At 63.7% G+C, this 26,027-nt stretch carries 19 protein-coding genes and 4 tRNA genes; 17 read left to right on the plus strand and 6 right to left on the minus strand.

All coding sequences use genetic code 11. From position 1 onward, the window contains the following. Window positions 1-3: 3 nt before the first annotated feature. The 4 genes from I6L33_RS20395 (at window position 4) to I6L33_RS20410 (ending at window position 405) form a co-directional block, all read left to right on the plus strand. A tRNA-Met gene (locus I6L33_RS20395) sits at window positions 4-80 on the plus strand. 45 nt (window positions 81-125) lie between these two features. Next, window positions 126-200: transfer RNA gene (locus tag I6L33_RS20400), tRNA-Gln, on the plus strand. A 36-nt stretch (window positions 201-236) separates the two neighbouring features. Beyond that, a tRNA-Met gene (locus tag I6L33_RS20405) sits at window positions 237-313 on the plus strand. An 8-nt stretch (window positions 314-321) separates the two neighbouring features. Continuing rightward, window positions 322-405: transfer RNA gene (locus I6L33_RS20410), tRNA-Leu, on the plus strand. A gap of 243 nt (window positions 406-648) precedes the next feature. Here the strand turns inward: I6L33_RS20410 and I6L33_RS20415 are convergent. Beyond that, window positions 649-2,481, minus strand: a complete 1,833-nt coding sequence (locus I6L33_RS20415; RefSeq protein WP_017765020.1) for an SLC13 family permease — start codon at window positions 2,479-2,481, stop codon at window positions 649-651. Window positions 2,482-2,745: 264 nt separating this feature from the next. On the opposite strand from I6L33_RS20415, the gene pnuC reads away from it, so the two are divergent. The 9 genes from pnuC (at window position 2,746) to I6L33_RS20460 (ending at window position 12,927) form a co-directional block, all read left to right on the plus strand. Beyond that, window positions 2,746-3,468, plus strand: a complete 723-nt coding sequence (gene pnuC, locus I6L33_RS20420) for a nicotinamide riboside transporter PnuC (RefSeq protein ID WP_010633219.1) — start codon at window positions 2,746-2,748, stop codon at window positions 3,466-3,468. Beyond that, window positions 3,465-4,190 carry a nucleoside phosphorylase gene (locus I6L33_RS20425; protein ID WP_216973238.1) on the plus strand — a complete coding sequence of 242 codons (726 nt, stop codon included), beginning with the start codon at window positions 3,465-3,467 and terminating at the stop codon, window positions 4,188-4,190. Before pnuC ends, I6L33_RS20425 begins: the two co-directional genes overlap by 4 nt. Window positions 4,191-4,318: 128 nt before the next feature. Next, window positions 4,319-4,990 carry a Crp/Fnr family transcriptional regulator gene (locus I6L33_RS20430; RefSeq protein ID WP_216973239.1) on the plus strand — a complete coding sequence of 224 codons (672 nt, stop codon included), beginning with the start codon at window positions 4,319-4,321 and terminating at the stop codon, window positions 4,988-4,990. A 43-nt stretch (window positions 4,991-5,033) separates the two neighbouring features. After that, on the plus strand, window positions 5,034-5,351 hold the full coding sequence (gene yqfB / locus I6L33_RS20435) for a N(4)-acetylcytidine aminohydrolase (protein WP_216973240.1): 318 nt from the start codon (window positions 5,034-5,036) through the stop codon (window positions 5,349-5,351). Between the two features lie 67 nt (window positions 5,352-5,418). Beyond that, window positions 5,419-5,820, plus strand: coding sequence for a DUF1622 domain-containing protein (locus I6L33_RS20440; protein ID WP_216973241.1), 402 nt, complete (start codon window positions 5,419-5,421; stop codon window positions 5,818-5,820). A gap of 201 nt (window positions 5,821-6,021) precedes the next feature. Beyond that, entirely contained in the window at window positions 6,022-7,662 is a 1,641-nt protein-coding gene (locus I6L33_RS20445) for an alpha-glucosidase (protein WP_216973242.1), read from the plus strand. Between the two features lie 418 nt (window positions 7,663-8,080). Beyond that, window positions 8,081-9,871: a hypothetical protein gene (locus I6L33_RS20450; RefSeq protein ID WP_216973243.1), complete on the plus strand. Its 1,791-nt coding sequence runs from the start codon at window positions 8,081-8,083 to the stop codon at window positions 9,869-9,871. A 356-nt stretch (window positions 9,872-10,227) separates the two neighbouring features. Then, window positions 10,228-11,775, plus strand: a complete 1,548-nt coding sequence (locus tag I6L33_RS20455) for an ABC-F family ATP-binding cassette domain-containing protein (protein WP_211028316.1) — start codon at window positions 10,228-10,230, stop codon at window positions 11,773-11,775. 12 nt (window positions 11,776-11,787) lie between these two features. After that, window positions 11,788-12,927 carry an MFS transporter gene (locus I6L33_RS20460; protein WP_216973244.1) on the plus strand — a complete coding sequence of 380 codons (1,140 nt, stop codon included), beginning with the start codon at window positions 11,788-11,790 and terminating at the stop codon, window positions 12,925-12,927. Between the two features lie 133 nt (window positions 12,928-13,060). On the opposite strand, the gene I6L33_RS20465 is transcribed toward I6L33_RS20460, so the two are convergent. Next, a complete protein-coding gene (locus I6L33_RS20465; RefSeq protein WP_010633210.1) occupies window positions 13,061-14,470 on the minus strand; it encodes a PLP-dependent aminotransferase family protein in 1,410 nt (469 codons plus the stop codon). A gap of 170 nt (window positions 14,471-14,640) precedes the next feature. Beyond that, the gene (locus tag I6L33_RS20470) at window positions 14,641-14,967 is read right to left on the minus strand and encodes a hypothetical protein (RefSeq protein ID WP_010633209.1); all 327 of its coding nucleotides are present in this window, start codon (window positions 14,965-14,967) and stop codon (window positions 14,641-14,643) included. A 509-nt stretch (window positions 14,968-15,476) separates the two neighbouring features. On the opposite strand from I6L33_RS20470, the gene I6L33_RS20475 reads away from it, so the two are divergent. The 3 genes from I6L33_RS20475 to nifJ all read left to right on the plus strand — a co-directional run bounded on the left by I6L33_RS20475 (window position 15,477) and on the right by nifJ (window position 21,372). Next, on the plus strand, window positions 15,477-16,502 hold the full coding sequence (locus tag I6L33_RS20475) for a hypothetical protein (RefSeq protein WP_216973245.1): 1,026 nt from the start codon (window positions 15,477-15,479) through the stop codon (window positions 16,500-16,502). A gap of 152 nt (window positions 16,503-16,654) precedes the next feature. After that, a complete protein-coding gene (locus I6L33_RS20480; protein ID WP_302054584.1) occupies window positions 16,655-17,425 on the plus strand; it encodes a substrate-binding domain-containing protein in 771 nt (256 codons plus the stop codon). Between the two features lie 413 nt (window positions 17,426-17,838). Continuing rightward, entirely contained in the window at window positions 17,839-21,372 is a 3,534-nt protein-coding gene (nifJ, locus tag I6L33_RS20485) for a pyruvate:ferredoxin (flavodoxin) oxidoreductase (protein WP_216973246.1), read from the plus strand. A gap of 67 nt (window positions 21,373-21,439) precedes the next feature. On the opposite strand, the gene I6L33_RS20490 is transcribed toward nifJ, so the two are convergent. Next, entirely contained in the window at window positions 21,440-22,804 is a 1,365-nt protein-coding gene (locus I6L33_RS20490; protein WP_216973247.1) for an MDR family MFS transporter, read from the minus strand. A gap of 178 nt (window positions 22,805-22,982) precedes the next feature. Between I6L33_RS20490 and I6L33_RS20495 the strand changes: the two genes are divergently transcribed. Continuing rightward, on the plus strand, window positions 22,983-23,579 hold the full coding sequence (locus I6L33_RS20495; protein WP_017781617.1) for an HAD family phosphatase: 597 nt from the start codon (window positions 22,983-22,985) through the stop codon (window positions 23,577-23,579). A gap of 88 nt (window positions 23,580-23,667) precedes the next feature. Here the strand turns inward: I6L33_RS20495 and I6L33_RS20500 are convergent, their stop codons facing one another. Both I6L33_RS20500 and astD read right to left on the minus strand, forming a co-directional pair. Continuing rightward, window positions 23,668-24,465, minus strand: a complete 798-nt coding sequence (locus I6L33_RS20500; protein ID WP_005298414.1) for a DUF1338 domain-containing protein — start codon at window positions 24,463-24,465, stop codon at window positions 23,668-23,670. Window positions 24,466-24,528: 63 nt separating this feature from the next. Further along, on the minus strand, window positions 24,529-25,998 hold the full coding sequence (gene astD, locus I6L33_RS20505; protein WP_026459006.1) for a succinylglutamate-semialdehyde dehydrogenase: 1,470 nt from the start codon (window positions 25,996-25,998) through the stop codon (window positions 24,529-24,531). Between the last annotated feature and the right edge of the window lie 29 nt (window positions 25,999-26,027).

Here is a 26,027-nt window from a genome sequence, read left to right on the forward strand (position 1 = left end):
AACGGCTATGTAGCTCAGTTGGTTAGAGCATCGCACTCATAATGCGGGGGTCACAGGTTCGAATCCCGTCATAGCCACCATTTTGAAGAACGTTCCTTCAATCATCTGATTGCAAAGAACACTGTTGGGGTATCGCCAAGCGGTAAGGCAGCGGGTTTTGATCTCGCCATCCCTAGGTTCGAATCCTAGTACCCCAGCCATTTTTACTTGTATTCGACGAAAGTCGTGCACAAGACGGCTATGTAGCTCAGTTGGTTAGAGCATCGCACTCATAATGCGGGGGTCACAGGTTCGAATCCCGTCATAGCCACCATTACTCTTGCGGAAGTGGCGAAATTGGTAGACGCACCAGATTTAGGTTCTGGCGCCCTAGGCGTGAGAGTTCGAGTCTCTCCTTCCGCACCATCGAAAGCAGTACCAAACAGACCAGCTCAGGCTGGTTTTTTTGTATCCGGCGTTTGCCACTTTTCTCTTCCCCTCTCCATGCCATTGCACCTCTACAACCCCTCCCATGTATCAGCGGCTGGGCCTTGTGCTCTCCTCTGCGACGACGCTCATGCCCCGCTCCCGTTTTATGCCGTCCTTTTCATGTCAGATTACTGCGGGCAATAAAAAGGCGGCCCGCAGGCCGCCATGTCATGTGCGTCGTCAGAACGGGAAGAACCAGGGGATGGCGATGACGCTCACCACCATCACCAGCGCCGTAAAGGGCACGCCGATGCGCACGAAGTCCACGAACTTGTAGTTGCCTGGGCCCAGCACCAGGGTGTTGACCGGCGAGGAGACCGGCGTCATGAAGGCCGCCGAGGCGGCGATGGCGATGGTCATGGCAAACGGATAGGGCGAGACCCCCATCTGTTGGGCCGTGCCGAGCGCGATCGGCGCCATCAGTACCGCCGTCGCGGTGTTGGAGATGAACAGCCCGATGACGGCGCACAGGGCGAACAGACTGGCCAGCATCACCCGCGGCCCCATTTCCCCCACCGCCGAGATCAGTGCGCCGACGATGAGATCCACCCCGCCGGTCTTTTGCAGCGCGAGCGCAAAGGGCAGCATGCCGACGATGAGGATCAGGGTCGGCCAGTGGATGGACTTGTAGGCGCTCTCCATGTCGATGCAGCGAAACTTGCCCATCAGCAGGCAGGCGATCAGCGCCGCTATCACGTTGGGCACGGGATCGGTCACCATCAGCACTATCATGACCCCGAGCGCGATCAGGGCGTGAATCGCCTGACTGCGGGCCGGCGCCATCTCGTCCACTTCGGCCGGCAGCCCCAGCAAGAGGAAGTCGCGGCTGTGGGTCTGCAGCAGGCGGATCAGGCTCCAGTTGCCCACCACCAGCAGGGTATCCCCCATCTGCAGCGCCTCGTCTACCAGCTTGCCGCCAAGCGCCTCGCCGGCGCGGCGGATCCCCACCACGTTGAGGCCGTAGTGGGAGCGAAACGCCACCTCGCGGATGCTCTTGCCGAGCAGACGGGATTCGGGGATGAGCGACACCTCCGCCATGCCCACCTCCCGCGCCTGATCGGAAAAATACTCCCCGCGCAGGATCATGGGTTCGAGCCGCGCCTCGCTGCAGAACTCCCGCACGTCCGCATCGGGGTCGGACATGTCGATGAGCAGCACATCCTTGGCCTGGAACTCGGTGACGCCGGAGACGGTCACCATCACCCGCCGGAACTTGCGCCAGCGCTCCACCCCGATGACATTGGCCCCGTAGCGGGCCCTCAGTTGCAGCTCGTCCAAGGTCTGGCCGATCAGGGGAGAGTCGGGCCGCAACGCCAACCGGCGCGCCCGCCCGGCCAGCCGATAGTCGCGAATGAGATCGCGCATGGTACTGCGCCCGCTCTGCTTGTGCTTGCCCTCCTCCTCGCTACGTACCAGAGAGGTGCGCATCAGCAGCATGTAGAGGATCCCCATCCCCAGGATGATGACCCCCATGGGGGTGAAACCAAAGAAGCCGAAGCCGTGGATGTCGTGGCGCATCAGCTCGCTGTTGACCACCATGTTGGGCGGCGTCGCCACCAGGGTCATCATGCCGCTGATGAGGCCGGCAAAGCCGAGCGGCATCATCAGCCGGCCGGCCGGGATCCCCATCCGGTTCGCCACGCTCAGCACCACAGGGATGAAGATGGCCACCACCCCTGTGCTGCTCATCACGGCCCCCAGCAGGGCGACCGCCACCATCAGCAGCACCAGCAATCGGGTCTCGCTGCTGCCGGCCACCTTCACCAACGCGTCCCCCACCTGATAGGCGATGCCGGTGCGCACCAGCCCCTCTCCCACCACGAACAGGGCGGCAATCAGGATGACGTTGGGATCGCTGAACCCCGCCAGCGCCTGTGGCAGGGTCAGGGTGCCGCTCAGCACGAACAGTATGATGATCAGCAAGGCAACCACGTCCATGCGGACCCTGTTGCTCACAAACAGATAAATGGCGCCCACCAGCATGCAGAGGACCCAGACCAACTCGGAATTCACGCTCGCTCCTTTCGTTCAACACCACCCCGACCGCAGCGGGGGGATTCCATCAAACCACAGCCCACTCATCCCCATTTTGTGACATGTCAATAAAGGGCAGGGCATCATCGCATATCAGGGTGTCATCGGGGGCCTAAAGTTGCTTGCGGTTTGTCCATTCTTTGAGGTGGCTCGGCCCTGCACGGACAAAAGTCCTGCAAAGACCCCCACGCCGCCCCTAGAATAGGCCCGGTTCACGCCCCCCTATTTTCCAAGGAAATGAAAATGAGCATATTCGAGTGGTTCAGCATCAATCACACCCTGGTGACCATACCGCTGGGTGGCGGCTACGCCATGTCGTGGATCGAAGCCGTCGGCACCCTGTTCGGGCTGGCCTGCATCTGGTGCGCCAGCCAGGAGAAGACCATCAACTACCTGTTCGGGCTCATCAACGTCAGCCTGTTCGCCATCATCTTCTTCCAGATCCAGCTCTACGGCCTGTTGCTGCTGCAGCTGTTCTTCTTCTGCGCCAACCTCTATGGCTGGTACGCCTGGACCCGCCCGGCCAACGCCCAGGGGGACACCCTGCAGATCCGCTGGCTCAGCAAGTCCAAGCTCGTCGCCACCGCTGCCGTGAGCGTGCTGGCCATCGCCCTGCTGACCCTCTATATCGACCCGGTCTTCGCCGCCCTGGCACGCACCTCGGTCGCCCTGCTCAACCTGTTTGGCGCCAACCTCGCCACGCCCGAGCCCTCCCCCGATGCCTTCCCCTTCTGGGATGCCAGCATGACGGTGCTCTCCGTGGTGGCCCAGATCCTGATGACCCGCAAGTACGTGGAGAACTGGATCCTCTGGGTGGTCATCAACATCATCAGCATCGGCGTCTATGCCGCCCAGGGGGTCTATGCCATGTCCCTTGAGTACCTGATCCTGCTGTTCATCGCCGCCAACGGCACTCGCCTGTGGATGGTCAGCGCCAAACGTCCGCAACAGGAAGTGATCGCATGAGCCTGCTGCCCCATCTGCAATGCCGCCCGGACCAGATCGCCGAGCGGGTGGTGCTGTGCGGCGACCCGGCCCGGGTCGACCGCATCGCCAGCCAGCTCGATGAGTGTGACGTGCTTGGCCAGCACCGGGAGTTTCGTCTGATCAACGGCCGCTACCAAGGGCTGCCCATTACGGTGTGCAGCACCGGTATCGGTGGCGCCTCCGCCGTCATCGCGCTGGAGGAGCTGGTGCAGGCGGGTGCCCGCGCCCTCATCCGGGTCGGCTCCGCCGGCGCCCTGCAGCATGAGATAGCGCTGGGGGATCTCATCGTGGTGGAGGGGGCGGTGCGCAGCGAAGGCGCCTCGCAGGCCTATCTGCCGCCTGAGTACCCCGCCTGCGCCGACATCCGCCTGCAGGCCGCCCTGCTCGCCCATCTCGGCGCCAGCGGCCAGCCTCACTGGCACGGGCTGGTGCGCTCCCACGACAGCTTCTACCGGGATGATGAGCAGGAAGTGTGTCGCTACTGGCACGCCCGCGGCGTGCTCGGGGCGGACATGGAGAGCGCCTCCCTGCTCGCCGTCGGGCGCCTGCGCAAGGTGCGGGTAGCCGCCGTGCTCTGCAACGTGGTGACCTTCGAGCAGGATGTGCAGGAGGGGGTGAGCGACTACGCGGCCAGCGAGGCCGCCATGATGACCGGCGAGCGGCTGGCCATTGCCGCCGCCCTCCACGCCCTGACCCAATAGGCCGGGTCTGCCGGGGCAGTAGCCAGCCCCGGCAAAACGTTAAGCCCGGCACATTCGGGGGCACCAGCGCTGGCATCCCGCCCCCGCCCTTGCTAGCCTCATGGCCCTCGTCAAGCCGGGCCTTCCCCATGCAGCAAAAACCCTATCCGCTCGGTCGCTTTCACGCCGAGCTTGCCGCCCTCGAACCGCGCTTTGCCGCGGCGCTGGCGGCCTGCACCCTCCATTCGCGCCGCTTTCTGCCCGGTGAACCCATCATGCGCCAAGGGGAGCTGTGCGAGCACCTCTATCTGGTGGCGCAGGGCCGCATCTCCCTCAACAGTGCGGTGCACTCGGGGCGGCTGTTTCAACTCGGCGAAATCGAGTGCCACCAGCAGATCTTCGGCGAGATGGAGTTCTTCAGCGCCACCCCGGTGCAGTGGAGCGTGGTGGCCGAGACCGAGCTGGACGCCGCCGTCATCTGCGCCGACAAGCTGGCCAAACGGCTGCTGGCCGAGCCCGAGCTGACCCTCTTCTTCGCCGCGGCGCTTGCCAGCGACTATCTGGATACCCTGGACATCACCACCAGCCGGTTGCTGCACCCCATCGCCTACAACATCGCCTTCGAGCTGTGGCGCGAGCGCCAGCGTACCCCCATGCTCGGCTCGCGCAAGCGGGCCCACGAGGCGGCGCGCTTCGGTACCACCGAGCGGGTCTATCGGCGCGCCCTCAAGGAGCTGATCGAACAGGGCATAGTTGCCGACGGCAGCGACGGCCCGGTCATCGCCGATCTGGCCAGGCTGCGCGCCTACCTCGACCTTTGATTTCCATTCACCCCATTTCGATTCACCCTGTCAGGAGAGTGCCATGTCTACCCATCCCGAGTTCACCTTCTTCAGCCGCTTCGTCGCCGACATCCAGGCCGGCCGCAAGACCATCACCATCCGCGACGAGAGCGAGGCCAACTGGCAACCCGGCCAGCGGCTGGCGCTGTTCACCAACCCGGAGCACCAGCCCTTTGGCACCATAGAGGTGCTCTCGGTCAAGGCGGTCGCCTTCGATGAGCTCAATGACGAGCACGCCCGCCAGGAGAACATGACCCTCCCCGAGCTCAAACAGGTGATCCGTGACATCTACCCCACCCTGTCGCCGCTCTATGTCATTGAATTCAAACTGCTTGATTGAGCCGGATTTGGTCTTTGCCGAGCGATGTGTTAATAGTGTCCTCTTTTGAATCAGGGAGGTGACCCGAGTGTTTGAGATAGCGAGCCTGCGAGAGGGCATGATGCACGGGGTCGAGCTGTTCCAGCTGCTGCTGGAGATCATCTCCATCGCCTGCGTGGTGATAGGGCTGGGCAAGACCCTCTGGCTGGCGGCGCGGGTGCGGGATCACGAGCCCGGCTTTCCCCATATCCGGCTCTGTTTCGGCAGCTGGCTCATTCTGGCGCTGGAGTTCCAGCTCGCCGCCGACATCCTGGCCACCACGGTGGCGCCGAGCAAGGAGGAGCTGATCCGTCTCGCCATCATCGCGGTGATCCGCACCTTCCTGAACTACTTCCTCGGCAAGGAGCTGGAAGCCCAAGCGGAACGCCAGCAAGACAAGGCAGAGCGCCAGCAGGAGCAACACAGCGAGCAGGTCAAGGCGCCCAAGTAGCCCGTTTCCTTGCACAGCATCATCGCTGAGTGTTGTGCCATCCCGACCCCCCCCCGTGGCTCGGGATGGTCCAGCTGTGATCCTCCCCTCACTTCTGACAACAAGCCACCAATGGAACCCTTTTCAAGATTTTCCCTACCCTGTTGACTTCCCGCTCATTTGCGTAAGATAAACCATCGCTTCCCCCAACCGGCCCGGCTGATGAACCCGCAACCTCTCCACACACCCGACATCGATCTCGATAGTTGCGTCATCTACCAGATCTACCCCATGAGCTTTCAGGACAGCGACGGCGACGGCATGGGCGACATCAACGGCATCCGCCAGCGTCTCGGTTATCTGGCCACCCTGGGGGTCGACATGCTGTGGCTCACCCCCCTCTATCGCTCTCCCAAGCGGGACAACGGCTACGACGTGGCGGATTACCGCGCCATCGACCCCGCCTTCGGCACCCTGGCCGAGATGGAGCAGCTGATAGCCGAGGCGGCCGCCCACGGCATCGGCATCATGATGGATATCGTCGCCAACCACACCTCCACCGAGCACGCGTGGTTTGTGCAGGCGCTGGCAGGCGATCCCCGCTATCAGGCCTACTACGTGTTTCGCGACCAAGCCTTCGTCGACGCCCACCCGGTTACCTCGATTTTTGGCGGCAGCGGCTGGCAATATGTGCCGGCGCTTGATCGCTACTACCTGCACAACTTCGATGCGAGTCAGGCCGATCTGGACTGGGACAACCCGGCGGTGCGGGCCGAAATGGCGGCGGTGATCCACTTCTGGCTGGGCAAAGGAGTAAAAGGGTTTCGCTTCGATGTGATCGACATGGTGAGCAAGGATTGGGACCGGCTTGCCATGAGCAATGGCCCGCGCCTGCACGACTATATCCGCGAGCTCAATGCCGAGAGCTTCGGCGGCAAGGGGATCATCACGGTGGGGGAGACCTGGTCGGCCGCTCTCGCCCATATGCAGAACTATTCGAACCCCGACGGCAGCGAGTTCAGCATGGTGTTCAACTTCGAGCATCTGGGGCTGGGCAGTGACAAGTGGTCATCCCGCTTCGATCCCCTCGCCTTCAAGCGAGCCATGGCCCGCCACCAGCAAGGGCTACATGGGCGTGGCTGGAACAGCCTGTTTCTCGGCAACCACGATCTGCCCCGCGCCGTCTCCCGCTTTGGCGATGACAGCCCGAAGTGGCGGGAAACCAGCGCCAAACTGTGGGCCATGGTGCTGCATCTGATGCAGGGCACCCCCTTCATCTATCAGGGGGAGGAGCTCGCCATGACCAACCGCCACTGGCAGCCGGGCGAGCTGCGCGACCTGGAGGCGATCAACTACCGCGCCAGCCAGGCGGGGCTGGACCCTGCCGAGCTCGCCCGCCGCCTCGATGCCATCGGCCGCGACAACGCCCGTACCCCGATGCAGTGGGACGCCGGCCCCCACGCCGGATTCAGCACGGCCACCCCCTGGATTGCCCTCAACGCCAATCACCTCGAGATCAACGCCGCCGAGCAGCTGGCCCGCCCCGACTCGCCGTTTCACTGCTATCGCCAGCTCATCGCCCTGCGCAAGGCCCATCCGGTCATTCGCCACGGCGACTTCGAGTTGCTGGATGGGGACGACCCGGAGCGCATCGGCTATCGCCGCTGCTGGCAGGATCCAGCGAGTGGAGAACGGCACACCCTGCTGCTGCTTGCCAACCTCACAGCGCCCCCCCTGGTCATGCCGCACCTTGACCAGGTGGAGGCAGGTGCCACCCTGCTGACAAGCAACTACCCGGGGCAGCCCACCGCCACCTTTGCCCCCTATCAGGCGGCGGCCTGGCTGCTGCCAGCAAGGGAGTAACGGCACTCCCTGGCTCGGCGCCAGCCTTCGTCAAGGGGGCTGGCCCCTGTGCTTCCCTCTGGTTATTCCCCTCCCGCCGACCCTGCCGACCCGCACCGGCGATTTAGTCACTTAAAAACTTCGCATTTAACGGCTCGTACGACACCGCTTTGAAATATCCGACCCTGCCTCGCTATCGACAATTGAAATAGTGCAACACCCTGTTTTTGCTGGAAATAAGCAGCATCAAAAAAGACTCGTTTGTCATCAAGTGAATATATTCAACGCGGTTTAGCCTGGGTTAAAAGTCAATTCAGATTTGCGCTCTTGTGGTTCTTGGCGAGCTCCTTATGGTTTCCATCCGAAGCGTGCAGCGCAGCGCCGTACGCCGACGTTCAGGCTTGCGGGCACCAGCCCGCCATAACAACAGGACATCATCATGCGCAAAACCGGCGTGGCACTCGCCATCTCCAGCCTCTTCTGGTTCCACTCGGCCATGGCGGCCCCTCTGATCTTCCCGGACGACCCTGCCCTCAGCAACGGCCAGCACTCCCCTGCCCTCGAGCGCAGCTTCCAGCTGGCCCAGGACGATCTGGGCAACCGGATCCACCAGCTCCACCTGCCCCTCCAGACCGAGCCGGAACTGGTGGCGGAGCTGGAGCAGATTGGCAGGGAACAGGGCTTTTCGGTCAGCACCCACGCTGACATGTACGCCTGGACCGAGGACAACATGTGGTTGTCGCGCGATGGCGCCCTCGTCTTCCGTCCCCAGGCACCGCTGGCCGACAAGGGGCGCTACCACGCCTTCGTCACCGCCCTCACCGAGCAGAGCCCGGAGGCCGAGCAGGAGGGGCACCACAGCCTCGGCAGCCAGGCCTCCCAGGGGCTCAACGAAAGCATGCTCTCCCAGGCCAACACCTTCGCCGAGGCGCAGGGACGCGAGCTCATCCCCACCTTCTCCATCATCGATGGCGGCAACATGCTGACCGGCCAGCGCCCAGACGGTACCCCCTATGCCCTGATCGGTCGAGACGCCCTGCTGCAAACCACCCTGCACCACAGCCGGCTGGATAGCGAGCGTATCGCCACCCGCCAGCAGAAGATGGATCGCGACGGCGAGTTTCGGCTGCAACTCAGCGAAGAGGAGTGGCTGGGCAGCCCCCATACCTTCCAGAAGGGCCATGACACCGAGGTGGACCTCATCCTCCTGGAGGCGGCCAACCTGCTGCCACAGGGGCTCGATGAGCCGCAGCGCCACGCCTTTGCCAAAACCGCGCGAGCCAAGGCCGAGCTGGCTCAGTCCGAGGTGAACTGGGTGACCCGCCAGGCGGCGGAGCAGCGCATGTTTCTGAGCACGCAGCAAGGGGAGCGCATCGCCGAGCGCTATCGCGCCATCCACGGCCAACCGCTGCCGGCCTCCTTCGACCTGCTGGCCCAGCTCAAACGGGAGTACGCAGGGCTGGTGGTAACCGCCGGGCTGCACGCCGACTTCGGCGATGAGCAGATATCCGATGCGCTGCAGACGCTGACGGCCGATGCCGCCACCCTGACCCGGCTTGGCCGCATGTTGCAGGCCGGCGGCTATCAGCGAACTGGGCTGACCGAGGCCGAGCAAGCGCACCAGACCCGCCGCTTCCTCGCCATGATGGCCATCAGCCAGCGCCTGATGGCGCAGGAGCTCAAGGTGGCCGAGCGGGATCTGGTGATCCTGGCCCAGCCCGGTTTCCACCTCGACATGGCCATGCGCCCGCTGGCCGACGGCCGTATCCTCTTCAACGATCACGCCGCCAGCGCGGCGCTGATCGAGCAGGTGCTGGCCAGCGATGCCACCCTGAGCGACAGTGAGCGGCAGGAACTTGCCAAGAGCGTGACCGACCTGCGCCAGCAGGGCGAGCGCTGGCACAAGATCCATGCCCTCATCCATCAGCAACTGCGCGATGCCGGCCTGACCCCCATCGCCACCCCGGGCGCCTTCAGCGTGGACAAGCGGCAGGTGAACTGGATGAACGGCATCATGGGCACCCGTCAGCAGCCCTTCTACATCACCAATGCCGCCAGCATCGCCCCCCTCAATGAGGCGTTCGCCGCCTGGTTGCAACGCGAGGTAGCCGGGATCACCCCCTATTTCGTGGGGCAGGCTGCCAGCAACCGACGGGACGGCTTGAACCAGGCGGAGGCCCTGCTGCGCGGCAGCGGCGGACTGGACTGCATCACCCTGCACCACGAGTAGCGCCAGGGTCGCAGATTTGACTCACCGGCAAATTCTGGGTATTTTGCGACCAGAATTTTTGTTGGACCGTTTTTCAATGTTGTACATCCTGTTCAAATGCTCGGTCAGGAGGCTGTGCTCCGTGCACTAACACGATGAAGTGTTGCCCGGAGCCCATCGACTGAATCTTCATCAGCTGCGCGAATGCCCTCTCTTTGGGAGGCTGCCCCGCATCTGATGAAAACAGGAGACACAGGCCGGCGAGATGCTTCATCGCCGGCCTTTTTGTCTCTGCCATTTGGCAGCGTTTCACCTTGCTGAGACGGGGGGCCGGTACGTCGCGTACCTGCCCCCCGTTTTTTATGGATGTTACAACCATGAGTGTGCTCACTATCCACAACCTGACCTATCACATCGGCGACAAGACCCTGTACCAGCAGGCGAGCTTTCGTCTCAACGCCGGCGAGCATGTCTGCCTCACCGGCCACAACGGCGCCGGCAAGAGCACCCTGCTCCAGCTGATCCAGGGGGAACGCCTGCCAGACGGCGGCGACATCCTCTGGCAGCCCGGCATCAAGGCGGGCTATCTCGACCAGCACGCCGCGCGGGATGGCCACCTCACCCTGCGGGGCTACCTGCAGTCGGTGTTCGCCGATCTCTATGAGGCGGAAGCCGAGATGCTGGCCCTCTACGCCGACCCCGAACTGGGGCCGCGGCAGCTGGCCCGGGCGGCCGATCTGCAGGCGCACCTGGAGAGTCAGGGTTTTTACCAGTTAGATCCGCGCATCGACGAGGTGGCGGCCGGCCTCGGCCTGACCCAGCTCGGCATGCAGACCCTGCTCGCCAGTTTAAGCGGCGGCCAGCGCCACAAGGTGATGCTGGCTGGTCTGCTGCTGCGCACGCCGGAGGTGCTGTTGCTCGACGAGCCGACCAACTACCTGGACACAGCCCACGTCGACTGGCTGGCGGGCTACCTGGAGCGCTTCCCCGGCGCCTTCCTGGTGGTCTCCCACGACCGCGCCTTCGTCAACCGCATCGCCACCGCCATCGCCGACATCGACCGCCAGCAGATCCACACCTATCGCGGCAACCTAGACCAGGCGCTGGCCCAGAAGGGCGCCGCCGAGGCGCTGCACGCCCGTCAATACCAGGCCCAGCAGCGGCAGATCGACAGGCTCGAGCAGTTCATCGCCAAGAACGGGGCCGGGGTCAACGCCAGCATCGCCAACGGCCGCAAGAAACAGTTGGCGCGCATCGAGCGCCTGGCCGCCCCCGAGCAGATCAAACCGGTCACCCTCAGCTTTCGCGCCGCCCAGGGAGGCCACCCGCAACTGCTGGCCGCAAGCGAGCTGGAGATCGGCTACAACCAGCCCCTGCTGGCGCCGCTCAGCCTGCAGCTGCGCCGCGGCGAGAAGGTGGTGATCGCCGGCTTCAACGGCATCGGCAAGTCGACCCTGCTCAATACCCTGACCGGCCGCCTCGCCCCGCTCGCCGGTGAACTGGCCCTGGCCCCCGGCCTCAAGTCGGGTTACTTCGAGCAGGCGCTGCACTGGCCCGATCCCGCGGCCACCCCGCTGGCCCTGGTCAAGGCCGCCGCCCCCGGGCTGGATGACAAGGGTGCCCGCCAGCAGCTGGCGCGCCTTGGCATCGGCGGCAAGCTGGCCATCCAGCCCATCAGTGCCCTGAGCGGCGGTGAGCAGACCCGGGTCAAGCTGTGCCGACTGGCGCTGCAGCCCACTCATCTGCTGATATTGGATGAGCCGACCACCCACCTGGATGCCGGCACCAAGGCCGCCCTGCGCCAGGCCCTGTGCGACTACCCGGGCAGCGTGCTCGCCGTCTGCCACGAGCCGGCCTTTGTGGCCGACTGGCCGGATCGGGTGGTGGACATCCAGCAGTTCGCCGCCGTGTCGACCCAAGTTTAAGGAATAAAAATTATGTTACTGAAAGTACTGCTGTTTTTGATTGCATTTCTGGTCGGGGCCGATGAGCTGATGCTGGGGCCCCTGCTCGCCCCCATCGGCGCCGAGCTGGGGGTCGCCCCGGAACGGGTGACCCTGTTCATCACCGCCTACAGCGTGGCGCTGGCCCTCATCGCCCCCCTGCTCGGCGGCCTGTCGGATCGCCACGGCCGGCTGCGGGTGATGCTGCCGGCCTCCCTGCTGTTTGGCGCCGCCTCGGTGGCCACCGGCCTGGTGGCGAACTTCGAGGTTGGGCTGGCGACCCGGGTGATCACCGGGCTGGCCAGCGCCGGCATGCTCCCCATCGCCTTCGCCATGGCGGCGGACGGCGCGCCGGCCGACGCCATGAAGCGCATCGCCTGGGTGCAGTCGGGGCTCACCCTCGGCATGATCTCTAGTCCGGCGGTGGGCGCCCTGCTGGCCCAGCTCAGCAGTTGGCGCACCCCCTTCATCGTGCTCGGCCTCTGCGCCTGGGCCGTGGCGGCGGCCCTGGCCTGGCTCACGGCGCGCACGCCGCAGGTGCATGGGAGCGGCACGCCCCCCGCTGCGCAGGGCTCGGTGCTGGCCATTCCGGGGGCTCTCGGCGCCCTGCTCGCCATGGGGTTGGGACTGGGGGGCGGCATCGGCCTGTTCAACCTGGTCGGCCAGCACCTGCACGACAGCCAGGGGCTGCCGGTCTGGTCGGTGGGGCTGCTCTACGGCGCCCTTGGCGTGATCAGCGTGGTCGGCAACGTGCTGATGCCGCGCCTGGCCGGTTATGTGGAGAGCGGCCGCCCCCTGATGCGCGGCGCCCTGGTGGTGTGCGCCCTGGTCAGCGCCTTCTTCTACCTCTATCCGGCCGGCAGCCTGGCCAGCCTCGCCCTGCCGCTGGGCCTGTGGGCGCTGGCCGGCGGCATCGGCTCACCGGCGTTGCAGGGTTACATCGCCCAGCTCGCCCCGGCCCAGCGCGGCATGCTGATGTCGCTGGCCATGACCCTGATGCACCTCGGGGTAGCGCTCTGGTCCGCCGTCGCCGGCTTTGCCTACAGCGCCGGCCCCATGGCCATGGCCCTGCTGGCCCTGTTGCTGTTTGGCGGGGCCATCCTCGCCCTGCGCCCGGTGCGGCTGCCGGGCTGAGTACAACAGGCACAATGACAAGAGGGCTCCCGCGGGAGCCCTCTTCATGACCTCTGCCATGTGGCAGACGACGCTTGATAACCAGCCCCTCCTCTTCACAAGCCGAGGGATGTGCATCACCCAAGGATGGCGCTCACTCTGCCGGCCACAGGGACAACAGCTGCTGCACGGCCCGATCGGCCTGCTCTGCGCTGGCAAAGTTGGCAAACCCCATCATCACCCCCCTTTGCTGCGCCGGGTTCATGTACCAGCTACTCAGGGCGTGCAACGCCAGCCCATTGGCTTGGGCGACCTCGACCAGCTGCTGATCCGTCACGCCCCCGGCAACCTGCGCCAATAGCTGGATCCCGCCAGCCTGCGGCTGCACCCGCAACCGGTCGCCCAGGCGGGTGGCCAAGGCATCGACCAGATAGCCATGCCGCTCGGCATAGACTCTGCGCATCTTGCTCAGGTGGCGGGTGAAATGCCCCTGATCCATGAAGTCTGCCAGGGTGGCCTGCAGCACCGGATTACCCGCGCCGGGCAGCTGCGCCACCAGCTCGCGAAAACGGGCGACCTGCGCCTCGGGCACCACCAGATAGGCCAGCCTAAGGCCGGGGTAGAGCACCTTGCTGAAGGTCCCCGTGTAGAGCACGCGCCCCTGATGATCCAGGCTCTTGAGAGGGGGCAAGGGCCGGCCGTGGTAGCGAAACTCGCTGTCGTAGTCATCTTCGATGATCCAGGCATGGCGCCGCTCTGCCCACTCCAGCAGCGCCAGTCGACGCGGCAGGCTGAGGGCCACCCCCATCGGGCTCTGGTGGGTGGGGGTGACCACCGCAAACCGGGCCTCGTCGGCGGTTTGCTCACCCAGGCTGACATCCATGCCGTGCATGTCGACGGGCACCGGGTGCAACCGCAGGCCCGCCTGCTGCAAAAACTGGCGCGCATGAAAATAGCCAGGCTCTTCAAACCAGCCCAGATCTCCCGCTCGCAGCAGGGCGCGGCACACCAGATCCAGCGCCCCCCGATAACCAACCGTGATGAATACCTGTTCGTGGCTGCAGCGGATCCCCCGCGAAATGCCCAGATAGGTGGCGATGGCGCGGCGCAGGGCCGGGTGCCCGGCCGGATCCGGCGTCACCATCTCCATATTGCGCAGATGCCGGGTGGCAAGCCGGGCCCAGCTCTTGCGCGGGAACAGATCCAGCGCGGGCACACCCAGCTGGAACGGCAGGATTTCGCTGTGAGGGATCCCCTGGGTCGGCGCAGGCGCGGCGGCGGGTCGGGGAGAGGGCGGCGCCTCGACGAGCCTGTTCAGCCCGGCGGCAACCACAGTGCCCGCGGCACCACGGGATATCAGATACCCTTCACCGATCAGCATCTGATAGGCCATTTCAACCGTGCCGCGCGCAAGGTTGAGTTCGCTTGCCAGACTGCGCACCGAGGGCACACGGTCACCGGCGTTCAAGGCTCCGCTCGCGATGGCATGGCAATAGCGCTGGTATATCTGCAGATAGAGCGGGGTTGCCTGCTCCCGGCTGAGGTTCAGATCCTGAATGTCCATGAGAAGGGTCCATGAAATATGGCTCTGTATTCTATCACTTCCGTTGTTTATCCATTATCCACTCCTGTTGGCATCACGATAGAAGAGCAGCATGACAATATTGGCTGATAACACCCTGTACCATGAAAACATGGTATATGGCGCCATCACGGGCGTGCATTGGCTGACCGCTATTTGCTGATCAGCGTTAGCTTGTCAGTGGTAAAGGTGGTCGTACCGTGGCCATCTGTCGCCGACTTTATTTTATCCGCTTCAGCATTGAATTTTTCGGCAGACAAGGTGACCTTGCCAGAATATTCCATGCCATCCTGGCTTTTTCTGACCGAATCGGCAGAGACAGTCACAGACTCATTATCATTTACCTTCAATATGACATTACCGGTAAATTCCTGAACCGTTCTGGTTTTATCTGAAGATATTTCCATGGCCATGGCCGAGGAGGTAAATAAAAGTGAAAGAGACAGCAGCGCCGCCTTATTAACAGTGAACTCGAACACGACACACTCTCCTTGGTATAGCGCTATCAGTTGGCGTATTTTTTATACAAGCCTGCTCAATACGTCAAGATTAAAATCCATCGCCTCCCGCCCGTCTTTATATCACGCTATGGCCGAATTATCTCTGCCAGCCTGCCGGTTGTCGGCAATCAATAAAAGGGAGTCAAAAGAGATCTCATTACTCCCTGTTATCTGTATGGACTACTCCATATGACCATTCTTGTCCCTGTTACCCCTTGGCCGCTTTTTTTATCCTCACATTATCAACCTGGCACTCAGTTAAAGGGGAAATAAAACATATGCATTACCTGACCTCCTTGCTGAGATATTCCCTGGAATAGATTGGCCCACCTCTCTCCGGCCCCGATTGCTGGGAGCCGACTCTCGGTCACTGCGGCCGCTCGCTCATGGCGGCATGACGGGTTGCCCCGCGCAGGATATCGCGCCGCGGTTATCTGAATAGACCCGAATCAAGGTGGTTTTCCGCCCTATCAAGCAGGAATATCAGTATGTCCCTACCTTCCAGGATCGCGGACGAGAGCCGCGAGCACATCATGGTGCAGCGCCCTCACTCACTCTGTCTGCTCCCCCCGCTGGCCGCGCTCGGCTATCCGTTTCTGTTGATGATCTTCAACAAATGGGTCGGCCAGAGCGGCGCTGCCAGTCTGCTCGGCGCCCTGCTCTCGCTGCTGCTGGCCTTGGCCGTTCCCCTGGCGGGGCTGATCGTCGCCAATCGGCCCGGCATCGCCACAGGCATGCGTCGACTGGCTTACCTGAGCGTGGCGGCCCCCAGCCTCTATGTCCTGCTCGGAGTGGTGCAAACGCTGGTCGGCAGCCCGCTGCCCGATGTGCTGGTGTGGTCTCTGTTCTGGGTTGGCGCCATGCTGCTGGGGTGGGAGTCACACCAGACAGAGGCAGTGCAGGCCCGTCCCGTGAGCGGACTGGGACGCTGGCGCGTCGCCCATGGCATCAGCGCGCTGGTGCTCTGTTGTTATGTGATCTTTCATCTGGCCAATCATCTGACCGGGCTGGTCGGCCCCGAGCTTCATGCCCGGGTCATGGAGGCGGGTCGCACCGTCTACCGGGCCGGCGTTGTCGAACCCCTGCTGGTGGCGGCGTTTCTCTTCCAGGTCGGCTCAGGTCTCTACCTTGCCTGGCGCTGGAGCAGTACCCGACATAACTGGCTGACCACCTTCCAGATCGCCTCTGGCGTCTATCTGTCGGTGTTCGTGCTAGGGCACATGAACTCGGTGTTCATCTATGCCCGCAGCTTCCTCGGCATACCGACCGACTGGAGTTTTGCCACCGGTGGCGAGGCGGGCCTGCTGATGGATCCCTGGAATATTCGCCTGGTGCCCCACTACACCCTCGGCGTCTTCTTCGTACTGGCGCATCTGCTGGCCGGGTTGCGGGTGGTGCTCGCGGCCCACGGCGTGGCAACGAGCCGCATCAGGCTGCTGTGGTACACCGGACTGGCCGGCTCGGCAGCCCTCGCGCTGGCCATCATTGCCGGTATGGTGGGCGTCAGAATATAAGAAAGAAGAGATGTCAAATCATGGCTTGTGCCGCTTTAAATAGTATTGATGCCTGACCATGAAATATTTCACCGTTCATATTTCGTTGAAATAAATTCGATAAACGACCGGTCCTTTTCGCTTGAACCATCAGTCCAAAAGGAGTGTAGATAATGAAAAAAAATATATTTATGACGGCTTCCGCATTGGTAACCATGCTGACCAGTTATGCCACATTGGCGGACGTCAACTTATATGGCCCCGGCGGGCCGCACACCGCCTTGATCAAGGTGGGCAGCGCCTTTGAAGCGGAGACGGGGATCAAGGTGAACGTCCATTTCGGGCCGCAGGCGACCTGGAATGACGATGCCAGCAAAAACGCCGACATGCTGTTCGGCGCCTCCGAGCAATCGGCCCTGGCGATCGCCACCGACCATCAGCAGCAGTTCGACATCAACAAGATTACCCCGCTCTACCTGCGCCCGGCCATCATTCTGGTCAAGAAGGGCAACCCCAAGAATATCAAGGGGCTGGCCGATCTGACCAAACCGGGTATCGGCATAGTCGTGCCGGAGGGTGCCGGGGTCAGCAACACCTCGGGAACCGGGGTGTGGGAAGACATGATAGGTCGCACCGGTGACATCAAGCTGGTCGCCGATTTTCGAAACAACATAGTGCAATACACCCCCAACAGCGGCAGCGCCCGCAAGGCGTTCCAGGAAGATCCCCGTGTCGATGCCTGGATAACCTGGATTGACTGGGCCAGGAGCAACCCGGACGTGGGCGACGTGGTGGCGATTGAAGAACAGCTGGTGGTATATCGGGATGTGAACATCGTCCTTAACAAGAATCCGAGCCAGGATGCGGTACGTTTCGCCGAATATTTGAAAGGGGGAAAATCAAAGCAGATTTTTCAGCAGCTGGGCTGGTCCGATAAATTTTAATGACAAGAGAATGATGACCTTCTGATGACTATTATTGCATGCCAGTGCAGGGACGCATTGGCATCTATTACCCCATAAACAGGATGGTCTGATTCATCAGATATTTATTTTGGCAATGCCGACTCTTGCTTAATAAATATGAAGCCTTAATTCATCGAGCGGATAAATTTGAATATTGACAATCACAACGGCGAGACATTACTCATATTAGTGTTCCATCACATATTTTTCTTGCCGCAACATTGATTCACCCCAGCGCAGGATCAGCGAATTCACCGTCACAGGTCAGTGACACAGATTGCCACAAGGAAGGGCACAGCACGCTTTCGCTCCCCCGGGGCAAGGCCCGGTCTCTTTTGTCGTTTGCGTACCCACGCCGACTGTGCAACCAAGGTTTGAGAATGAAACACGACATGCTAACGACGGACGCCAACAGCGCCGTTGCCTCCGTGGTTTATCGCACCAGCGAAGTGATCGCCATCTATCCCATCACCCCCAGCTCCGCCATGGCCGAGCAGTCGTCGGCCTGGGCAAGCCAGGGCAGTGCCAACCTGTGGGGGGATGTGCCACGGGTGGTGGAGATGCAGTCGGAGGGGGGCGCCATCGCCACCGTCCACGGTGCCCTGCAGACCGGAGCACTGGCGACCTCGTTCACCTCGTCCCAGGGGCTGCTGCTGATGATCCCCAACCTCTACAAGCTGGCGGGCCAGCTCATTCCCTTCGTGCTGCACGTGGCGGCGCGCACCGTGGCGACCCACGCCTTGTCGATCTTCGGTGACCACTCGGACGTGATGGCGGTGCGCCAGACCGGCTGCGCCCTGCTCTGTGCCAGCAATGTGCAAGAAGCCCAGGACTTCGCCCTCATCTCCCAAATAGCCAGCCTCAACAGCCGGCTCCCTTTCATCCACTTCTTCGACGGTTTTCGCACCTCCCACGAGATAGCCAAGATAGTGCCGCTCGCTGACGACACCCTGCGCGCCCTGCTGCCCGCCGAGGCGATCCGGGCCCATCGGGAGCGGGCGCTGACCCCCGACAAGCCGGTCATTCGCGGCACCGCCGCCAACCCGGACACCTACTTCCAGTGTCGGGAGGCGAGCAACCCCTGGTATGACGAGGGCTATCGCCACGTGAGCGAGGCGATGGACGCCTTCGGCGCGCAGACCGGCCGTCACTACCGGCCGTTCGAATACCTGGGTCACCCAGAGGCCGAGCGGGTGCTGGTGCTGATGGGGTCCGCCATCGGTACCTGCGAGGAGGTGATCGAACATCTGCTGGCCCAAGGGGAGAGGGTGGGGCTGGTGAAGGTGCGCCTCTACCGCCCCTTCTCGGCCGCGCACCTGCTGGCGGTCATTCCCGCGAGCGCCAGCAAGATAGCGGTGCTGGATCGCACCAAGGAGCCGGGCGCCCAGGCCGAGCCACTCTATCTGGACGTGATGGCGGCACTGGCCGAGGCGGTCAGCCGGGGTGCGCGGGCCAGCCTGCCGCGGGTCATCGGCGGACGCTATGGCCTCTCTTCCAAGGAGTTCGGCCCGGCCTGCGTGCAGGCGGTGTTTGACGAGCTGGCGCTGGCTAACCCACGCCCGCGCTTTACCGTCGGCATCTTTGACGACATCACCGGCCTCTCCCTGCCGCTGCCGACCTCAGTGCCCCCGGCCAGCCACCTCAAGCTGGAGGCGCTCTTCTACGGCCTTGGCAGCGACGGTACCGTGTCGGCGGCCAAGAACAGTATCAAGATCCTCGGCAACCACACCGAGCTCTACCCCCAGGGCTACTTCGTCTACGACTCCAAGAAGGCGGGTGGCCTCACCGTCTCCCACCTGCGGGTGGGAACGCGGCCGTTGCAGTCGGCCTACCTGGTGGAGGAGGCAGACTTCGTCGGCTGCCACCAGTGGCAGTTCATCGACCTTTACCAGATGGCGGAGCGGCTCAAGACGGGGGGCATCTTCCTGCTCAACAGCCCCTATGGTGCGGCCGAGCTCTGGGGCCGCCTCCCCCTCGAGGTGCAACATGCCCTGCGCGAGAAGGGGGCCCGTCTCTACACCATCAACGCCGCCAAGATTGCCCGCGACTGCCAACTCGGCCAGCGCATCAACACCGTCATGCAGATGGCCTTCTTCCAGCTCACCGCCATCCTGCCGCTGGATGAGGCCATCCGGCTGCTAAAACAGGCCATCGCCAACAGCTACGGCAGCAAGGGGCAGGCGCTGGTCGAGCGCAACTGGCAGGCCCTCGCCGCCACCTGTGAGGCGCTGACTCAGGTGCCCCTCGGCGAGATGGAGGCCGGCAGTCGGCCCCGCCCGCCAGTGGTCTCCCCCAAGGCGCCTGACTTCGTGCAGACCGTCACCGCCGCCATGCTGGCGGGGCTTGGCGACAGCCTGCCGGTCTCCGCCTTCCCGCCAGACGGCACCTGGCCGGTGGGCACCACCCGCTGGGAGAAGCGCAACATCGCCAAGGAGGTGCCCATCTGGCAGGCAGACCTCTGCACCCAGTGCAACTACTGCGTGGCGGCCTGCCCCCACTCGGCCATCCGCGCCAAGGTGGTTGACAAGGCGGCCATGGCCGATGCCCCCGCCACCCTGGATGCATTGGATGTGAAGGCCCGCGACATGCGCGGTCAACAGTACGTGCTGCAGGTGGCGCCGGAGGATTGCACCGGCTGCAACCTCTGCGTCGAGGTGTGCCCGGCCAAGGATCGTGCCGAGCCGAGCCGCAAGGCGATCAACATGGAATCGCGGCTGGATCACCTCGAGGCCCAGAAGGCCAACTACGACTTCTTCCTGGACTTGCCCGAGCGCAGCGCCGAGCAGCTGGAGCGCATCGACATCCGCACCTCCCAGCTCATCTCGCCGCTGTTTGAATACTCGGGCGCCTGTTCCGGCTGCGGCGAGACCCCCTATATCAAGCTGCTGACCCAGCTCTACGGGGACAGGTTGCTCATCGCCAACGCCACCGGCTGCTCGTCGATTTATGGCGGCAACCTGCCCAGCACTCCCTATACCACCAATGCGGACGGGCGCGGGCCGGCCTGGGCCAACTCCCTGTTCGAAGACAACGCCGAATTTGGCTTGGGCTTTCGGCTCACCGTGGATCAGCATCGCGAGCGGGTGCGCCGCCTGTTGGCGAGCCTGGGGGACGCCGTCCCGGCCGAACTGCAACAGGGGCTGCAGGACGCCAGCCTGCCGGTCGCCGAGCAGCGGGCCCATATCGCGCAGCTGCGCGCACTGCTGGAGGGGCGCACCGACGCCGCGGCCCGGGAGCTGGCCCGCGATGCGGACTACCTGGTGGAGAAATCGGTCTGGCTCATCGGCGGGGACGGCTGGGCCTACGACATCGGCTACGGCGGGCTGGATCACGTGCTGAGCCTGGGGGAGAACATCAACGTACTGGTGCTCGACACCCAGTGCTACTCCAACACCGGCGGCCAGCAGTCCAAGGCCACCCCGCTCGGCGCCATCACCAAGTTTGGCGAGCAGGGCAAGCGCAAGGGGCGCAAGGATCTCGGTGCCAACGTGATGATGTACGGTCACGTCTACGTGGCGCAGATCTCCCTCGGCGCCCAGATGAACCAGACGGTGAAGGCGATCCAGGAGGCGGAGGCCTACCCAGGTCCGTCGCTCATCATCGCCTACAGCCCCTGCGAGGAGCACGGCTACGATCTGGCCCAGAGCCACGAGCAGATGAAGCAGCTGACCGCCACCGGCTTCTGGCCGCTCTATCGCTACGATCCGCGCCGCAAGGAAGAGGGCAAGGCGCCGCTGGCGCTCGACTCCCGCGCCCCCAGCGCGTCGCTGGCCGACACCTTGCAGCAGGAGCCCCGCTTCGAGCGCCTCACTCGTCAGCTGCCGGAGGTGGCCAGCCGGCTCTATGAGGAGGCGCAGGAGGATGCCCACCGCCGCTTCGCCTGGCTGAGCCAGCTGGCCGGCAAAGAGGCGCCGGCGCAGGAGTAAGCGCTCAAGTTGCCACCAATAAAGAGGGCTCCCCACGGGGAGCCCTCTTTTTATCGGCTGGCGGCCATCAGGCGGGCATGTCGGCCAGCTCGTGGCGCTTCAACGCCAGCAGGGTGACCAGCAGGGCGGCACTGGCGATCAGCGCCATGCCGATATAGGTGGCGCTGAAGCCGGGCGCCAGCTCGACCGGGCTCAGGCTGGCCAGGTTGTGGCTGCTGCCCGCTGGCAGGGCGGAGTGGAACAGCACAGCGCAGATGGCCACCCCGACCGCGCCCCCCAGCTCGCGGCCGAAGTTGAACAGCGACATGCCGATGCCGCGATCTTCCCGCGGCAGGGCGTTTTGCACCACCACCGAGAGCGCGGGCAGCACCAGGCCAAGGCCGATGCCGGCAAACGCCAGTCCCAGCCTGATCCAGACGTCGAAGTGGATCTGCCACAGGGCCAGCGCCGCCAGGGCGAACCCCACCACCACGAAACGCTTGTAGTAACCGGTGTGGCCGATCAGCTTGCCGCCGACGAAGGCCCCCGCCGTGATGCAGACCATGAAGATCACCATGATCTCGCCGCTGTCGCTGGCGCTCATCCCCTTCTGCCACTGCATCTGCAGCGGCAGGTAGACCAGCACGGCGAACATCAGCAGTTGCGAGGCCAGCGCCAGCAGCACGCTCACCAGATAACCGGGCTGACGCGCCAGGTGGGCCGGCAGGATGGGGTCATGGGCCCGCCGCTCGATCAGCACCAGCAACAGCAGGGCCACCACCAGCGCGGCCGCGAGCCAGATAGCGGGTAGCGCCGCCTCAGGCGAGAGCAGCAACAGGGTGAGAGTGGTGACAGTGATGAGCAGCGCCGCCCCCTTCCAGTCGAAGCGGCTGTGACGACGCACATTGAGGTGGCCCAGGTTGCGGTTCACCAGCCAGAGGGCGATGGCCCCGAGCGGCAGGTTGATCCAGAAGATCCAGCACCAGCTGAGCTGCTCGGTAAAATAACCGCCGAGCAAGGGGCCGGCGATGCTGGAAACCGCATAGACCGCCGAGATGTAGCCCTGATACTTGCCCACCTCCCGCGGCGGTATGCTGTCGGCGATGACGGTGAAGGCGAGCGCGATCAGGCCGCCGCCCCCCAGCCCCTGCAGCACCCGGGCGGCCAGCAGGGTCGGTAGATCCTGGGCCAGGCCGCAGGCCACCGAGCCGGCCAAAAACAGGCCTATACCGATGTTGAGCATGCGCACACGACCGAACATGTCGCTCAGTTTGCCGTAGATGGGCAGGGCGGCGGTGGCCGCCAGCAGGTAGGCGGTGACCACCCAGGTGAGGGCGGCGCCGGCATTGAGCTCGGCCCCTATGATGGGCAGCGGAGTGGTGACTATGCTCTTTTCCAGTGAACCCAGCGCGATCACCAGGGCCACGCTCGAGAAGATGGTTTTGGGGGACATAAGACGGGCTCGCTCCTTTGTTGCTCCAGCGTCTGCGGCGCAGAACTTGTTATTGTCTCATACATCACCGGCAGATGACCAAAACCAAGGCATCCGTGCCGGCAAGCATGACCCCGGTCGCGGCAATGTGCCCCCCGCTCTGGTAGGCTGCCCTTTTACCCCGAGAGGAAGCAGCCCCATGTCCGAGCAGTTCCGGTTTGAGCAGTACGACGCCCTGATTTTCGATATGGATGGCACCCTGGTGGACTCCATGCCGCGCCACCTTGATGCCTGGGAAATCACCAGCGCCGAATTCGGCCTGCCCTTCGATCGCGCCCGGCTCAACGAGTACGGCGGCATTCCCACCCGCAAGATCGTCGCCATCCTGGCCGAACAGCATGGGCTGGATATCGATGTGGAAGCCTTCGCCCGCCGCAAGGTGGCCCTCTACATGGAGCATATCCAGCAAGTGAGCGTCTTTCCTGCCATGTGGGAGCTGGTCAGGCGCTGTCACGGCAAGGTCCCCATGGGTATCGGCACGGGCTCGCCGCGCAATCAGGCGGAGTCGATCCTCAAAAGCACCGGGCTCGATGCCTATATCCAGGTGGTAGTGAGCGCCGACGACGTGATCAACCACAAGCCCCACCCCGACACCTTCCTGCAAGTGGCCGAGCAGCTGGGGGCCAACCCCGCCAACTGCCTGGTGTTCGAAGATACCCAGATCGGCCTGCAGGCCGGCCGCGCTGCTGGAATGGAGACGGTACTGGTGCTGGAGGGGGAGCTCTACCAGCGCTAGGCCACACAACCCTCGCGGTCACCAATGAAAACGCCTCCGCAAGGGAGGCGTTTTGCATGCAGCAGTGCCGGAATCACCCGGCCCCGGCTTACATGGCGTTGGTGGACTCGAAGATCTTGTCAGCCGATGCCTCGACGAAGCCCGGATAGAGCACGCCGTCGGCCTGCGGGTAGCGCAGGGCGAATTCGTAGAAGCAGCTCGGGATGGTGCGCACACCGTCGCTGAAGGCCACGTCCGCCTTGTCGGCCATGGTGGAGGATTGCTCCAGCATCACCTGCGGGTCCCCTTTCACCTCGCCGCCCACGCTGTTGAGCACGAAGCCGGCCGCCTTCAGAGCAGCGTTCACCTGCTCTATGGTGTCGAAATCCCGCAGGCGGTTGATGTTGACGGTGAAGTGGTTGGCGCGATAACCCCAGGCCGCCATCCAGGCCGCATACTCGCTTTCGGCCAGCAGAGTCTGGTAGTCGGCATAGGAGACCTGCCAGGGGGCACCGGCATAGAGGAAGGCGGCGGTATCGGTCAGATGATCGGGCACCTGATCCACCAGCTTGTGGATGATGGCCTGAGCGCCTTCGGAGAGCTCCTCAACCTTCAGCTCGCTGATGAACACCTTGGGGGCGTCCGGATCCTTGTGCTCGAAGTGCTTGGCGTAGAGCTTCTTGGCCTTGAACACGTACTCGCCCTTCTGCTCGTAGCCGAGCGCCAGGAAGTGGGCCGCCAGCTTCTCCAGCCCCAGCTTGGGCAGGTTGTAGGTACGAAACGCCACGTGATCGTTGACGATGGGTTCACCGCCCCCCAGCAGGGTGTGCACCTTGTGGGCACTCGGGGTCACCTTGATGTAGTTGTCCCACAGATGACTGAACAGGGTGTCGATATCCTTTTGCATCTCTCTTTCCTTTGATTGCGGGTACAGACAGGGGCACCCTGAGGTGCCCCCTTTTCGTTGTTGTCAGAAGCTCAGGCCGGGAGACAGCTGATCCGGCATAGCAGCCTTGCTGTCTTCGACGGAAGCGACCGGATACGCACAGTAGTCTGCGGCGTAGTAGGCGCTCGCCCTGTGGTTGCCGGAGGCACCGATACCGCCGAACGGGGCGGCACTGGAGGCACCGGTGATGGGCTTGTTCCAGTTGACGATGCCGGCGCGAATGCGCTTGAAGAAGTGGTTCCAGTCCGCCTCGCTGTCGCCGAGCAGGCCGGCCGAGAGGCCGAAGCTGGTGGCGTTCGCCTTCTCGATGGCGGCATCGAAGTCGTCGTAGCGAATGAGCTGCAGCAGCGGGCCGAAGTACTCTTCATCCGGCAGCGCGCTGACCGCAGTGACATCTATGATGCCTGGGGAGACGAAGCCGGTGCCCTCATCCAGGTGCTTGAGAGTGAGCAGGCTCTCGCCACCGAGGCGCTGCAGGTTGGCTTGCGCCTCGACCATGCCGAGCGCTGCCTTCTCGCTGATCATGGCGCCCATAAAGGGCTGAGCCTCGTCATCGTAGTGACCGACCTTGATCTGGCCGACTACCTCCACCAGGCGCTTGACCAGAGCATCGCCCCGCGCACCGCGCTCGACGAACAGGCGACGGGAACAGGTGCAGCGCTGGCCCGAGGTGATGAAGGCGGATTGCACGATGGCATGGACGGCGCCGTCGATGTCGCTCACGTCTTTCACGATCAGCGGGTTGTTGCCACCCATTTCCAGGGCCAGGATCTTGCCCGGCTGGCCGGCAAACTGCTGGTGCAGGAAGTGGCCGGTGCGGGACGAACCGGTGAAGAAGAGCCCGTCGATGTCCGGGTTGCCGGCCAGCGCCTTGCCGGTGTCCACCTCGCCCTGCACCAGGTTGAGCACGCCCTTGGGCAGCCCCGCCTCCTGCCACACCTTGACCATGGCCTCTGCCACCATGGGGGTCAGCTCGGAGGGTTTGAACACCACGGTATTGCCAGCGATCAGCGCCGGCACGATGTGACCGTTGGGCAGGTGGCCCGGGAAGTTGTAGGGGCCGAACACGGCGACAACGCCGTGGGGCTTGTGGCGCACGAATGCCTTGGCGCCCGGCATGGGGTTCTCCACCGTGCCGGTGCGCTCGTCATGGGCGCGGATGGAGATAGCGATCTTGCCCTGCATGGCGGCGACCTCGGTACGGGTCTCCCACAGCGGCTTGCCGGTCTCGCGGGCGATGGTCAGGGCCAGCGCCTCCTTGTGCTCGCCAAGCAGGTCGGCGTAGCGGCGCACGATGGCCAGACGATCGTCGAGGGCCAGATCGGACCAATGATAGAAGGCTTGGCGGGCGGCCTTGACGGCGGCATCAACCTGGGCGGCGCTGGCGGCCTCCCCTTGCCAGATCACCTGATTCTTGGCCGGATCCTTTGATTCGAACGGCTTGCCTTCACCGGCCAGCCACTGACCGTCGATAAACTGCACTAAATGAGTCATCCAATCACTCCCTGTGGTATGCAGGCAGC

The sequence above is a fragment of the Aeromonas sp. FDAARGOS 1403 genome (assembly GCF_019047325.1).
Classification (GTDB): domain Bacteria; phylum Pseudomonadota; class Gammaproteobacteria; order Enterobacterales; family Aeromonadaceae; genus Aeromonas; species Aeromonas dhakensis.